Consider the following 13716-nt stretch of genomic DNA (forward strand, 5'->3'; position numbering starts at 1 on the left):
ATATCGAATGAGAGAAAAGAAACGGGCCGGCATCCAACCGGCGCGTGTCGATAGTTTCCAAGAGTAATGTGTAAAAAAGGGATTTTTAATCCGTTATTAAGAGGGAATTTTAAACCGCTGTTGACACCTAGAGTCTTCTTTGAAACATCTTTAATTATTTCTCGAATAATTTTGGTACCTTTAGAGACATTACATGATTTACATAATATCCACGCATTCTCAGAAACACTAGCTTTGTTAGGATTACATATATTTTGGGGAAGTTTGTGATCAACTTGCAAATTGAACTCACTACCACATATTTGGCAAGCGGTCCCATAAAGTAAAAATGCTTTTTGCTTTTGTTCATTACTAAACTCCCCACCATTTTCTCTGCGTATTTTTTCTCGACTGTTGTTACATTCTCGACAAGCAGATGTTAAGCCATCCTTTTTACTTTTGTCTTTAGAAAATTCCATTTCATCTTTTCCCATAAAACATTTCGTACATTTTTTTCTCATTATTAGTGGTAGTCAATTACTCTCACTCACTCCCACTTCTACTACCTACCCTCACTTTCTTATCTAATTTTTATTTTTCAAATACAAATCGTCTGGATGTTGAAAACGATTAATACCTCTCAAATCACATTATACTAAATGCAAAATCGGCTATTTTTTTAAGTAACAGCAGCAAAATATTAAGGAAACGTGCAAAATGCACAACCTAGAACTTTTTTCGGAAATCTTAACTTTTTTTATTTTTGTCTTTATATCTTCTAAATCCAGGTTTAAAAGAGTTAGTAAATTAATGACGTTTATTAAACTTGAACCTAGTTTACTTGTCTCGTCTCGATAATTTTTTGGATCCCTTCATGTGTAGCTTTGGCAGCTTATAAAGACTTTTTGAGTCCATTGCTTTAAGGATTGACGGGATCTGCATTTGTAATTACAAAAAAGAGCAACTAGATACCAGTATCATTTACTCGCTCGGAATATTCGTATTCATTTTCGCTTACTTTATACTAAAGTCATTTAAGGGACTGTACAGTTTCCCTATCTCTAGAATACTTTCTTGTTCAAGCCCTCTTAAGTATTTGACCGTCATTTGTGTATCATAATGTCCTAGTAAGCGACTTAAGCTGTATACATCGATCCCGTTCCGTAATTGCTTCTGAGCAAAATAATGACGACAGTCGTGAGGAGAACATCTTACTTCGGCTCTTACCCCGGCATTCTTACAATGTCTTCTTAAAATCTTATTTATGGTAGAACGGTGCAGTTGGACAGCAGATTGATCTAAAAAGTAATAATTCTCTATTTCTTCATTATTTTTATGCTTAAAACGCTTCTTTCTTTCTAGTTCATATTTCCTCATATATCTCCGCATCGTTTTACTAATATATACTAAACGCTGTTTCGACCCCTTCCCGTGAATCAAAATACTCTTTGAAGAAATATCATTCGTTGTAATTGATATTAACTCTGAAACACGAATTCCTGTATCGAAGAGTGTTATTAACATGAGTTTGTCGCGAATGTTCGAATACGTTACTTCTTGCACATCATTAATAATCCTTTTAACTTCATCGTCATTAAAAGTTGTTATAACTCGCTTTTCCTCTTTGAGATTTTTAATTTTTCTCATCGGATTTTCTGACTCATCTATGAATTCCTCATCAATCAAGTAGTTAAAGAACACTTTCAAAGTGGCAATATTGTTATTGATTGTCGACGCTCGTTCACACCCTAATTGCTGGTGATGTTGGATATACTTTTTTACATGAATAGCTTTAACCTCTTCAACATACTCTACCGCCATATGAAGTTTCATAAATTCTTGCCATTTGGTTAATCTCCATACACACATCTCAATATACTTTGATTGTCTTCCTTGAATTTGTTGATTAAGTTTAAAGTCATCCATCAACACTAAAATTTCATTCATAAAAATCAGCTCCCTTTCATTCACAAATAACGTGAGTAAAAGAGAGCTGATTTTGAAATAGAATTGTTGCAGGTGATTGGATTTATCATTCATCTACAACTAGAAACCGTTGATACAGAAGCGTTCAAACACCCTTAACCTAACATCGTCACGCCTATTATTCCCACTCGATTGTTGCTGGTGGCTTCGATGTGATGTCGTACAGGACACGGTTGACGTGACTGACTTCATTGACGATACGAACCGAGATTTTCTCGAGTACATCCCATGGAATGCGGGCCCAATCTGAAGTCATTCCATCAATCGAGGTGACGGCACGTACGCCGACCGCATAGTCATACGTCCGCTCGTCGCCCATGACACCAACTGAACGAATTGGTGTAAGGACCGTGAAATATTGCCAAATATCACGTTCGAGACCGGCTTTCTTCACTTCTTCGCGCAGAATCGCATCTGACTCACGCACGATTTCAAGTTTCTCTTCTGTGATTTCACCGAGAACACGAATGCCAAGACCTGGTCCCGGGAACGGTTGACGCCAAACGATATAGTCCGGTAACCCGAGTTCAGTCCCGAGTTCACGTACTTCGTCTTTAAAGAGCGTGTTAAGTGGCTCAATCAACGTGAAGTTCATGTCTTCCGGTAGTCCACCGACGTTATGGTGTGACTTGATTGTTTGTGCCGTGTCCGTTCCACTCTCGATGATATCCGTATAAAGCGTACCTTGGGCAAGGAAGTCCATGTCCACAAGTTTAGACGCTTCTTCGTCAAACACGTATATGAACTCATTGCCGATGATTTTTCGTTTTTGTTCTGGATCTGAAACGCCGGCAAGTTTCGCCATGAAACGCTCCTGCGCGTCAATCTTGATGACTTTCATATTGAAACCGTCCGCGAACGTCTTCATGACGCTGTCCGCTTCGTTTTTGCGAAGCAAACCATGGTCGACGAACATACATGTCAATTGGTCACCGATGGCACGATGAACGAGCGCTGCGACAACCGATGAGTCGACGCCACCTGACAACGCGCAAAGAACTTGCTTGTCGCCGACAATCTCGCGAATCTTCTCGACTTCGATGTCGATGAAGTTCTCCATCGACCACTCACCTTTGGCGCCACACACTTCATAGATGAAGTTTTTCAAGATGTCGTTACCGTACTCAGAGTGCCGGACTTCCGGGTGATACTGTACGCCGTACATTTTGAGTTCATCGCTCTTGATTGAAGCGACCGGGCATGATGGGTTCGTCCCATCGACGATAAATCCTGGCGGTGCTTCCATGACGAGGTCGCCGTGGCTCATCCAAACCGTATGTTCCACTGGGAGACCCTTGTAGAGCGCCGACGCTTCCGGTGTCGAGAAGAGCGTCGCTTTTCCGTATTCGCGATGTGCCGCTCGTTCGACACGTCCACCGAAGTGATGCGTCATGAGTTGCATGCCGTAGCAGATTCCGAAAATCGGAATGCCAAGTTCGAAAATTTCCGGGTCACAGCGATATGCGCCTTCCGCGTACACACTGTTCGGGCCACCCGAGAAAATAATCCCGACAGGAGCCAGTTCACGAATCTCAGCAGCGGTCATCTTGTGGGAATGAAGCTCACTATATACGCCAAGGTCACGCACACGACGTGTAATCAACTGGTTGTACTGGCCTCCAAAGTCGAGCACCAAAATCATCTCTTGTTCTATTTTCACAAAACCTCCACCTTTCTGCCTTCTTCTCAAAAAAAGAGCGAGCTTCTCCCACGGATTCACTAAACCGAAGAAGAAGCACGCCCTTTTCTGTGTATACGAAACGTGCTCCTTCATAGTCGGTCCATTTACGGTGGTCCGGTAGAGACTCTCGCGCCAATTCGCGAGTATATACGAAGGAATGCTGTTCAATTATCTAACTAATGCGTCTATCTTACTGTATGCATCCACCTACTTCAACTCATAATTCGACGAATCATGATTTTCCAATATTCTTTATATTTTGAATTCGGCGTTTTTTCGGCATAGACACTTTGTTCAAACAAACGGGTCAATCTCGTCATTTCGGTCGATTCATAATAAGCATCGACCTCTGCGGCGAGTTCGGACGGCGTGCGCCCGTCGACTTTAAAACCTGCTCCACGGAGTCGTTTAACTAGATAGCGATGCATGGCGACGAGTCGATTTTCATTCAATGGACGCCGTGTCCACCAAAGCATCATGACGAGGCGTTCAATCGATTTTCGGTTCCATACGAGAACGGCGACCGTAAAGACAATCACAATCCAACCCCACACCGGCATATTCCAGTTCTCCGTTGCCACTTCTCCCGACGTCACATCATCGAGTGCCAAATCTTCTTGCGGACGATTCGTCGGCTCGTCGTCTTGCGACGCTTGTGGATCATTGGCCGCTGGATCGTCTGCATTCGCTTCGTCCTCCGTCTCGACTTGAAGTAAGTTGGCATCCGAGAAACTGATAGTCGCCTCGAGCGGGACCCAGCCTGCGCCTTCCACGAAATATTCTACCCATGAGTGGGCGTGACGGTTCCGGACGGTGTATTCTTCTTCCCCTTGGATAATCCCGCGCGCATCACCCATCGTGAAACCTTTTACCCAACGTGTCGGCACTCCGCTCGCCCGGAGAAGGACGGCAGCCGAGGTCGAGAAGTTGTCACAGTACCCGATTAACGTATCGAACAAAAATTGATCGACGTAATCCGTATTACCTTCCGGGACGGCCACATCTTCCGTATTGTATTGGAAATCTCCAGATTGGAAGTAGGCTTGAACCGCTTGGGCTTGGTCATAAGGTGTCTCACTGTCGCCCGTGATATCGGCCGACAAGTCGCGGACCCGATCCGGAAGCGAGTCCGGCAATTGCAAGTACGCCTGCCGCTCTTCTTCCGTCAACGTCGTCACCGGTTCATTCAATGCCAGTTGCTCTTCTGTAAAGGAAGGGACACTGTAGCGGAGTTGAATCGTCTGAGGCGTCGTCTGTCCATCATTGTCGAACACGATTTTCCCGGATGGTCGGATGTGAATCGTCTCGTTCGGAAACGGTTCTTCGATATTTCCAACTCGGAACTCAGTGCCATTGTCCGTCTCCGTGGCCTGTGGATATTCTCCACCATACGGGACGAACGTTTGGCGCCGGTCAAATCGGAGCAACGCCTGTTCCGGTGTCGTATCGACAGCTTGGTCGACGAGTTGTCCGCGGTTATATTCGGAATCGAGGACCGGGGACTCGACCCAGCCCTTCCCCGTATAAATCTCTTTTGACTCGATGCGCCAATAGCGCGCCGGCACACCACGGGCGATGAAGACGATGCCGTCATCTTGCTCAAACGGTCCGCCGAGTTGTTCATCGTTCACCCCATAGCCGACTCGACCGCTACCAGAGCCCTCATCGTTCACCGCGTTTTGGAAACTCGTCGTCAAACGGTCGGACCAATCCCCTTCGAGCGTCGGGGACACGCTTGCGAGTGCCAACACGACCGAAGCGAGGAGCGCGATACTGACATAGCGGACGAGCGATTTGCTCGGTCGTTTCGCCAGGTCGGTGACGAAGAGCAATACGAGCGACGCTAAAATTGCGAGTAAAATCTTCCCTTCCCCGTCATAAAGCGTCCACGTGTCAAAGTAAGCCATCAGTCCGAGCGTCGAAACGATCATCCCGAGAACGAAGCCATAGCTCGGATACGTGCGTCCGACCAAGATGGCGAACAGTACCCCGATGAGTGCCATCGCCGAGAAGAAAATCGCCTCTTCCGGCAAAGCTCCGCTCAGTACCCCGCTCAAATCCTCTAACCATAGACCGAACCAATCCAGGATACTCCCGTGGTACACGTACAAGACGATAAAGAAGTTGAAGACGACCACACCAATGAAACCATACCAAGGCAACAAGCTCGCAAACATCGGAACGAGAAGCAGGAACAAGAACGGCCAGTTGACATCAAATGTCGTACTGCCCACAATCGGCTCGACCCAAAATGACAACAAGTAGGCGGCAAGCGCCGTATAGACGATTCGTTTCAACCATGCCGTCATGTCGTCACCTCGTTCGCCGTGTACAAGTGATAGCTGCCTTGTGTCTCATTCATGATCTCACGCACCCATTTCGTCTCGAGTGGGCTAATCATAATCAAGTTCCCCACTTCTTGCGGCAGGTTGCGCTTCACTCGTTCGACAAGGCGCCCTTCCGGCTCCGGTGTCGCTGTCAGCAAGTAATGGCCGACCTCTGCGCTTTGGTCCGGCAAATGGAACAGACGGACCTGCTCTTCGATGACATACAGTTCGAACGGCAGATTTTTCCGCTCGAGTTGTCGGATTGCACCGACGAGAAGCGACAAGGAGCGTTCGAACGCTTCTTCATGCCCGGCCGTTGTCGACGGGACAAAGACAAGCGACAATTTCTTCTCCTGCTCTTGGTCGAACGTTTTCGTCATTAAGTTTCCGCGTCGAGCCGAGGCTTTCCAATCGATTCGACCGATGCGGTCCCCGGCCGCATACTCACGGACACCACTCGTCGTATTGGCAACCTCGGTATATGTGCGCGTGCGGCGATACTGTTCGCCTCGCCCACCGACTTGCTCGTCACGCGGTAAGTCGAACGGAAGTTCAGCAGGTGAGACTTCAACGACCGTCTCGAGTCGCAACGTCCGTTTGCGGTCGAACAGTCCGAACACGTCTCGCACGTGAAGGACGGTCCGATCGAACACGTGGATGCCGCGTCGAATCTGTTCGATTTCGTAATGGACCGTCTCTGTCCGTCGAAAGAAACGATCGACCGTGGTAATGATGACATCAGTGGATGTCGCGAGTCGCGGCGGCGGTGTCTCTTCTAACGTGACGACCCCAACAAGAAACGGGTATTTCCGCTCCACTTGCAGTTCCACGTCCATCGTTTGGCCCGAGACGAGTCGTTTCGTCGTCACACGGCGCGACACGTTAGCGGCTGTGACCGGATAAATCATGAAAATCGTCCAATAGGCGGCCAGGACGAAAAATGACCACCAGAGCGTCGACGCGACGATACTCCCTTCAATTCGGGCGAATGCGTAAAGTCCGAATGCCGCCGCCCACACAAGGAACAGCTTCATCCAATTTTTCATACTTCTTTGACCTCACGATCCATCGGGACCGGAAGTGTGTCGAGCCAGCCTTTGACAAGCTGTTTGGCCGTCTTCCCTTTATAACGCGCTTCTGCCGTCAGTAAGATGCGATGACCGAGCACACTACCGGCGAGCGCCTTCACGTCATCCGGTAGCACGAAGTCACGGTTGTGAATATACGCCCACGCCTGTGCCGCCTTCATCAAAGCGAGCGTCGCCCGTGGACTGCCCCCAAGATACGTGTTCGGGTCGTTGCGCGACTCGTGAATCAAACGGACGATATACTGTTTGACGGCACTCGAAACGTGTACATCGCGCACTTCGTGTTGCATCTGTTCGACTTCATGTTTCGTAATGACACTCTGTAGCGCCTCAAGCGGTTCTGCTTTCTCAAACTGCGTCAGCAGTGCAATCTCTTCATTGAAAGATGGATAGCCCATCTCGATTTTAAGGAGGAATCGATCCAATTGAGCTTCCGGGAGCGGATACGTCCCTTCATGTTCAATCGGGTTTTGCGTCGCCATGACGAAGAACGGAGACGGTAAAATTTTGACTTCACCGTCGACCGTCACGCTGCGCTCCGCCATCGCCTCGAGCAAGGCCGATTGTGTTTTAGGAGAGGTCCGGTTAATTTCATCAGCCAAAACGATATTACCCATCAATGGACCCGGCCGATATTCGAACTCTTTCGTCTTTTGGTTATACATCGAGATTCCGGTCAAATCAGAAGGCAACATGTCCGGAGTGAATTGGACACGTTTGAAATCCAAATCGATAGCTCGACTGAACGTCCGGACGAGCATCGTTTTCCCGACGCCCGGGACATCTTCTAACAACACGTGCCCTCCGGCAAGTAAAGCAGTCAAACTCTTTGCGATGACATCTTCTTTTCCGACGATCACCGTCTCAATGGCATTGATGATCGATTGAATGTCTGGACGATATGACATAGCCGACTCCCCTTTTTTCTCTGATCGCTGACGCGTTAGAAATTAGAATGTTCTGACTTTATTGTGACACATTCGAGCGCTCGTGTGAAAGAAAACCATCATGCCAATGGGCTCTCCATTCTTTACCCAAAAAAAAGCGCCTTGTCTCCGATTCGAGCAAGCGCCATGGCATTTATTTCGGTCGTTCGATTTCGAACGTTTCGCCGAGCGTGGCATAGAAGTTTCCTGCGAGTCGACTGACCGGTGCCAATCGTTCGGCGTCGATACGTCCGGCTTCATAAAGCGCCGGGTCAATATGGAACCGCACGACTCGCGCGATCAATAAGTCAGCCGTCACTTTCCCGTCATGCTCAATCGGAACGTGATGGTGCAGTTTACATTCCATCCGGATTTTGGCTTCTTTCACGCCTGGCGTCTCGATGACATCACTCGGTGCGGTCGTGAACGTCGTCCGATCGAGCTCACTCTCCGCTGGCCCTAAATTGGCCGCGGTCTCGTTGACGAGAGCCACGTTCGTCTCATCGACGATGTGGATGACGAGTTCTTCTGTCGCGACCGCATTGCGGGCCGTATCTTTCATGACACCGTTCTTCCGTTGAACCGATACCGATAGTAGCGGCGGCTCGGACGCCACGATGTTAAAGTAACTAAACGGCGCAGCATTGATTGTGTCGCCGTTTCGAGTCGTCACGAAAGCGATCGGCCGCGGAACGATACTCCCGATTAAAAATTTGTACGTGTCTCGCTCGGTTAACGCTGAAGGTTCAATCGATAGCATAAGAGCACCTCTTCCATAGTCATTTCTTCTCTTTCAAGCTATCCTGTTCCCTTCGTATGTGTCAATCGGAAGCACATTCGAATGTGTAAGATGCTGAAATCCGGGGTATATCCGTCTAGATATGATATTTAAACAGAGAATGTTTGATGGCACATTGTTTGAGCAATTCGGTGTTCATCTAATTTTTCTTTTTGTATATTTCCGTCATACGACGATGGAATTGGAGTTGGTTTTTAGTTAAGGAAGGAAGTAGAGTGTATTATGGGCAAGTGGATTGAACAATTGAACAGTCGTCAAATTCTCGGCATCCTTTATGGTGTTTGTATCACCAGCCTCGTTTTAACAGCAATCGGTGCTTGGTTCGTTCGGGACGATACCGTCTCACCGACCGAACTTCTGACGTTGCGTTGGATCTGGATGACCGGGCTAGTCATGTTTATCACTGCTATTTTATTAATTGGACGTCCTCTAATCACACGCATGGTCGGACAAAACGAAAAAATGCGCGCAAAACAAAAAGAGATGCAGTCCGTGCTCGAGGCGTCGAAACAAAATGAGACTAAACTGCAGTATCGTAACGAATTGATTGAAGTACTCGCTTCGAAGGAATCGTTACTCGACTATTCGGCTGTCATCGAAAAAATCGTCTGGTTGACCGAGGCGGAGTTCGGGGCCGTGTTGCTCGTCAAAGACAATGAAATCACGTCCGTCGTACCGAAAGGGATGACAAAAGAGCAACAGGAGGACTTGAAGGTAAAGTCCCTTCTGTTAAAGCGTGTCATGATTTCTAAATCGCTAGAAGCGAGTTCAAAAAAAGTGGCCGACCAGCTTCACGGCTACCCGTACTATATCCATGAGACGGTCATCCCGGTAAAGGATCCATCAGACGGAACGATGATCGGTTGCTTATATTTGGCCTGTTATGATGAGCCATTCGATGCGAGTGAAACATCAGAGTTGAACGCGTTTGCGAACCAGTTGGCCATTTCGCTCTTACGGACGCGGCTTTATCGCCAGATGCAACAGGATCGTAAAGAGACGGCACAATTAATCAACTCGGTCCGTGAAGCCATACTGTATTTCAACTATGAGGAAGACACGATCGTCGGCAACCGCGCCTTTATCCGCATGTTCGATGAACTTCAATTCGAATACGCCGGTTATGAGGAACTGACAACGTTATCGATTGATATCGAACAGTTTGCCGAACGTGTCGATCAACAAGACCTTTTCATCAGTTATATCGAACGTGTCTTCGACCAAGAGCCGCCGGAAGACGGCTTATCGATTTCATTGGATCAAGGAGATTACTTCCTACAGGTCTATGCGGAAAGCATTTATCGAGATGGGAAGATTCACGGCACGATGCTCGTCTTGCGCGATGTGACGGCCGAAACTGAAATTGACCGAATGAAATCAGAGCTTGTTTCGACGGTCTCTCACGAATTAAGAACGCCGCTGTCATCCATTTATGGATTTACAGAGTTGATGCTCGAGCGTGATTTGAAAGAAAGCCGCCGTGAATTGTACTTGAAGACGATTCATGATGAAGCAAAACGTCTCTCTTACTTGGTCAACGACTTCCTCGACCTTCAAAAAATGGAGGCCGGAAAACAGACGTTCGAGTGGGAGACAGTTGATTTGCTCGAGCTCGCTCGCGACAGTATCAGCTTTTATCAAGAGACGACCGACTTGCATCATCTACACTTAGATGCCGATGTCGGACAGGACTTTAAAATCGAGGCCGACTTGGAAGGCATGCGGCAGTTGCTCGGTAACTTGCTCAGTAACGCCATCAAATATTCGCCAGAAGGTGGGAACGTCCTCGTTTCATTAGAACGACTAGAAGGTCAAGTCGTCATGAAAGTTCGAGACAACGGGATGGGGATTCCTTCATCTGCATTACCGAACTTGTTCGGCAAGTTTTACCGGGTCGATAACTCAGACCGTCGTAAAATCGGAGGGACAGGACTCGGTCTCGCCATCTGTAAAGAAATTGCGAAAGCGCACGACGGACATTTACACGTTGAATCGATTTACGGGGAAGGCAGTACATTTATTTGTGAATTGCCGACGTCAAAAGAAGCGATTCATCAATGAACACGACCGGAGTCGTTCCGGTCGTGTTTTTTACGCCGTAGCTTCTATTTTTAGCAGGAATGTTTTGGGATAATCTAGAAAAAGAGTAACATCGAGAAACGAAGGCAACATCGATTTACCCTTCCCATTTTTCTCGCAGGCTTATTCTAGAAAAAGAGCTATACTAGTAAGGAAGAGACAGACAAGATTGGAGGTCATGAAGTTGGATCACCGCGACCCACCGTTTTCAGAACTAGGCGACTTTAAACAATGGGGACGTTTTGATATAAACGTGCCACTTCAAGGCGGGCAAGCCGAACTGCAAGCTGCCGTATCGATTGTTAGACATCATATTCCTTTGCGGTTGGGTGGGTTTTATATCATCGCGAGTGAAGATGGAATTTTGCGAAGCGGCTCACACGACGCCAATTTACAAAAACATATCATTCACCTACTCCAACAAGTTCAAACGGGCCATGTGGGAGATGAAGCATTGATGAACGAACCGATTTGGACGATTCATTATTTCACCACTCCATAAACGACAAGAGACGATTCGGGCGTCTCTTTTTTTGTGCAAAAAAAGAACGCCTGAGGAGGCGTTAATCCCATCGAGACATAATCGCAATGGATTTTTCATAGTATTCAGTAGATAGTTTGTACTTCCCATTTTCTCGTAGCTCACGTGCTAACCAAAGGGCATATTTGTTTGTGTAATGATAGTCATCGGAAGATTCAAAATACTGCACTGCCTTTTTTAAGCTCTCAATCAATTCTTTACTGTTCCCATTAGTATACTTATTTCGAAAAACTCCAAAATGATATATAAATTCGGATAGGTTATCATTGTCCTCTTCTTGAATAATTTCTTCCCCCTTCTCTACCCAGTCTAATACTTCTTGGGAACTTCCTCTAATAGAATATTCTTCAATTAATGAAAGAATACTTAGTAGTTTACTTTTGCTTTCAACTTTATATTCTAGCCCTTTTAAGAAATATTCTAATGCAAGCTCTCTATTACCTTGTAGAGAATATATTTCACCCGTGTTGTTGTAAAGCATGCCATAATATCCTTTTAAGTCCGTTGCCCCGGCAGCTTTAATTGCCTTTTTGTAATTAGCTAATGCTTCGTTAAATCGTTTTCTTCGTTTAAAAGCTAATCCGATAATTAAATGGCATTCTATTATTCGTTCTACATAAAAATTATCTTTAAAATACGATAGCGCTCTATTCACATGTTCAATCGCTTGTAAATAATCCGTATATTTATAATACATACCACCAATAATATAATTGATGTCGGCTATTTCCCATTCTTCCAAGTACGTTGTATCTAACTCCTCCCTCACTTGTTGCATTAAATCTAATGCTGTATCTTTATCATTTAATGAAAAAGATTTTAAAGCTTTGAGAATGTTGAATCTTATACGATCCTCTGATGTAAATTGATCTTGTAACCATTCTAATTCAGTTAAGTAACCTTGTTTTCCACCAGGCATGAAATCAAACCTTGCTAACACTAATAGCATCAATATATATAAAGGTTTATGTTTATAAATCCTATGGTCCTTTTTATATCGTTCTATTTTTTTCAAATTTTCTGCTGTTTCATTTAAGTTCCTTGATAAAACAGCTTCTTTTATTAGTCTTAAAATCTCTACTTTAATTTTTTCAATTTCATTATCAGTCACTGTTACGTAAAGAGGAATATCTAAGTCTAATTTCCTAAAAAGAAGATCTAGTACTTCTTCACTAGGGATAGTCTGGTTATTTTCAATTTTACTTAAATATGAGACGGAGCATATTCCACGGGCTAAAACAGACTGTTTCATATTTCGACGCAGACGCTCTACTTTAATTAAATTCCCATAATTATTTTGCATGCAGTAGCATCTCCTGGATTCTATTTTTAATACTTTAGACCCTCTTATCGTCGTTTTTTATCACAATTAGGAAAATCTAACTTGAATACCCCCGATTTTTGAAGGTTTTACGCGTCTATTTTCCCAAACGGTACGAAATCACTAGTCCTTTTATCCATGATAGAATTGAACTAATCCCAAAAAGAGAAATCTGTTTGTTTTAACAGACTGTCTCATCTAAAGTTTATTCCATTCATGATAAAAAGCAAGATATAGGGCATAAACTAAAGGAGGTCATCTAAATGAGTAAACTTAGCAATCTTCTGGCTAGAGACTATGTTAAGCCACATATTTATTTTACAACAAAAAACTCACCTACTATTGATGCATTATTTACTACCTCAGATCGAAATCAGTTTAGAGGCCTTGAAAACCTTACAACTCTTTTACAAGATTCTAAAGGTGTTATTATTAATGCGTTTCATATCGATTATTATCAAACCTTACCTACTTTGATCGCACGTGTATTAAACGAGACCTATTCTTCAAAAAAAATTTGGGTTATCGGACCAGAACTTTCACTAACTATTTTAAAACGAAGTATGAAGAATATTTATCCATTTAAATCGTCTGTTGGATATTTGAATGTAGATCAATGCGAAAACGACTTGATTGAAACATGTGTAGAAAAATTGGACGATGGCGATTTGTTATACGTTTTACCAGAGGTTTCATTTGGCTGGAAACCCGGAGTCGAAGAAGACTACAGCACTCAAGAAGAACAACCTTTATGCAGTGCAATCTTAAGTCAAAAGTCTAAATGCCCAGTATTACCAATTTCAAATTCTGAAATTGACGAAATGATTGAAATTCACAATCCCGTGTACTCAAGTGATTACAAAGGTTCTATATTTGAATCAGCTATCCTTCAGTCTCGCCAAGTTTTAACAGCCCTAAAATTGAATCAATCGCATCTGGAATGATTGCCACATAGTACCTTTACGTCATATATTGTTTATATACGGAAA

At 44.9% G+C, this 13716-nt stretch carries 11 protein-coding genes and 1 riboswitch; of the genes, 3 read left to right on the forward strand and 8 right to left on the reverse strand.

What is annotated here, in order from left to right; all coding sequences use genetic code 11:
* From KNP80_RS13005 to KNP80_RS13035, 7 genes are all read right to left on the reverse strand, one after another.
* A partial coding sequence (locus KNP80_RS13005) for an HNH endonuclease (protein WP_214834901.1) occupies positions 1–473 on the reverse strand: 473 nt, incomplete at its 3' end.
* 520 nt (positions 474–993) lie between these two features.
* Entirely contained in the window at positions 994–1926 is a 933-nt protein-coding gene (locus tag KNP80_RS13010; RefSeq protein WP_214834902.1) for a tyrosine-type recombinase/integrase, read from the reverse strand.
* A gap of 157 nt (positions 1927–2083) precedes the next feature.
* The gene (gene guaA, locus KNP80_RS13015; protein ID WP_251129055.1) at positions 2084–3607 is read right to left on the reverse strand and encodes a glutamine-hydrolyzing GMP synthase; all 1524 of its coding nucleotides are present in this window, start codon (positions 3605–3607) and stop codon (positions 2084–2086) included.
* A 111-nt stretch (positions 3608–3718) separates the two neighbouring features.
* Positions 3719–3819: riboswitch (purine riboswitch) on the reverse strand.
* 39 nt (positions 3820–3858) lie between these two features.
* Positions 3859–5955: a transglutaminase domain-containing protein gene (locus KNP80_RS13020; protein ID WP_214834903.1), complete on the reverse strand. Its 2097-nt coding sequence runs from the start codon at positions 5953–5955 to the stop codon at positions 3859–3861.
* Entirely contained in the window at positions 5952–7019 is a 1068-nt protein-coding gene (locus tag KNP80_RS13025; protein WP_214834260.1) for a DUF58 domain-containing protein, read from the reverse strand. The genes KNP80_RS13020 and KNP80_RS13025 overlap by 4 nt, the downstream gene beginning before the upstream one ends.
* Complete coding sequence (locus tag KNP80_RS13030) at positions 7016–7969, reverse strand: AAA family ATPase (RefSeq protein ID WP_214834904.1); 954 nt, start codon at positions 7967–7969, stop codon at positions 7016–7018. Before KNP80_RS13030 ends, KNP80_RS13025 begins: the two co-directional genes overlap by 4 nt.
* A 172-nt stretch (positions 7970–8141) precedes the next feature.
* On the reverse strand, positions 8142–8747 hold the full coding sequence (locus tag KNP80_RS13035) for a flavin reductase family protein (RefSeq protein ID WP_214720153.1): 606 nt from the start codon (positions 8745–8747) through the stop codon (positions 8142–8144).
* A 261-nt stretch (positions 8748–9008) separates the two neighbouring features.
* On the opposite strand from KNP80_RS13035, the gene KNP80_RS13040 reads away from it, so the two are divergent.
* Entirely contained in the window at positions 9009–10847 is a 1839-nt protein-coding gene (locus KNP80_RS13040) for an ATP-binding protein (RefSeq protein WP_251132398.1), read from the forward strand.
* A 202-nt stretch (positions 10848–11049) separates the two neighbouring features.
* Entirely contained in the window at positions 11050–11367 is a 318-nt protein-coding gene (locus KNP80_RS13045) for a hypothetical protein (protein ID WP_214720152.1), read from the forward strand.
* 61 nt (positions 11368–11428) lie between these two features.
* Here KNP80_RS13045 and KNP80_RS13050 read toward each other — a convergent pair whose 3' ends face one another.
* Entirely contained in the window at positions 11429–12709 is a 1281-nt protein-coding gene (locus KNP80_RS13050) for a helix-turn-helix domain-containing protein (protein WP_214720151.1), read from the reverse strand.
* Positions 12710–12990: 281 nt separating this feature from the next.
* Here KNP80_RS13050 and KNP80_RS13055 point away from each other — a divergent pair, with 281 nt between their 5' ends.
* The gene (locus tag KNP80_RS13055) at positions 12991–13671 is read left to right on the forward strand and encodes a hypothetical protein (protein ID WP_214720150.1); all 681 of its coding nucleotides are present in this window, start codon (positions 12991–12993) and stop codon (positions 13669–13671) included.
* The last annotated feature ends 45 nt before the right edge of the window (positions 13672–13716 follow it).

It is taken from the genome of Exiguobacterium sp. E4787 (assembly GCF_018618375.1).
Lineage (GTDB): Bacteria > Bacillota > Bacilli > Exiguobacteriales > Exiguobacteriaceae > Exiguobacterium > Exiguobacterium chiriqhucha.

Excerpts from the sequence above, each read along its gene's own strand:
- KNP80_RS13010 (WP_214834902.1), bottom strand. The coding sequence starts at position 1,926 with ATGAATGAAATTTTAGTGTTGATGGATGACTTTAAACTTAATCAACAA.
- guaA (WP_251129055.1), bottom strand. The coding sequence starts at position 3,607 with ATGATTTTGGTGCTCGACTTTGGAGGCCAGTACAACCAGTTGATTACA.
- KNP80_RS13020 (WP_214834903.1), bottom strand. The coding sequence starts at position 5,955 with ATGACGGCATGGTTGAAACGAATCGTCTATACGGCGCTTGCCGCCTAC.
- KNP80_RS13025 (WP_214834260.1), bottom strand. The coding sequence starts at position 7,019 with ATGAAAAATTGGATGAAGCTGTTCCTTGTGTGGGCGGCGGCATTCGGA.
- KNP80_RS13030 (WP_214834904.1), bottom strand. The coding sequence starts at position 7,969 with ATGTCATATCGTCCAGACATTCAATCGATCATCAATGCCATTGAGACG.
- KNP80_RS13035 (WP_214720153.1), bottom strand. The coding sequence starts at position 8,747 with ATGCTATCGATTGAACCTTCAGCGTTAACCGAGCGAGACACGTACAAA.
- KNP80_RS13040 (WP_251132398.1), top strand. The coding sequence starts at position 9,009 with ATGGGCAAGTGGATTGAACAATTGAACAGTCGTCAAATTCTCGGCATC.
- KNP80_RS13050 (WP_214720151.1), bottom strand. The coding sequence starts at position 12,709 with ATGCAAAATAATTATGGGAATTTAATTAAAGTAGAGCGTCTGCGTCGA.
- KNP80_RS13055 (WP_214720150.1), top strand. The coding sequence starts at position 12,991 with ATGAGTAAACTTAGCAATCTTCTGGCTAGAGACTATGTTAAGCCACAT.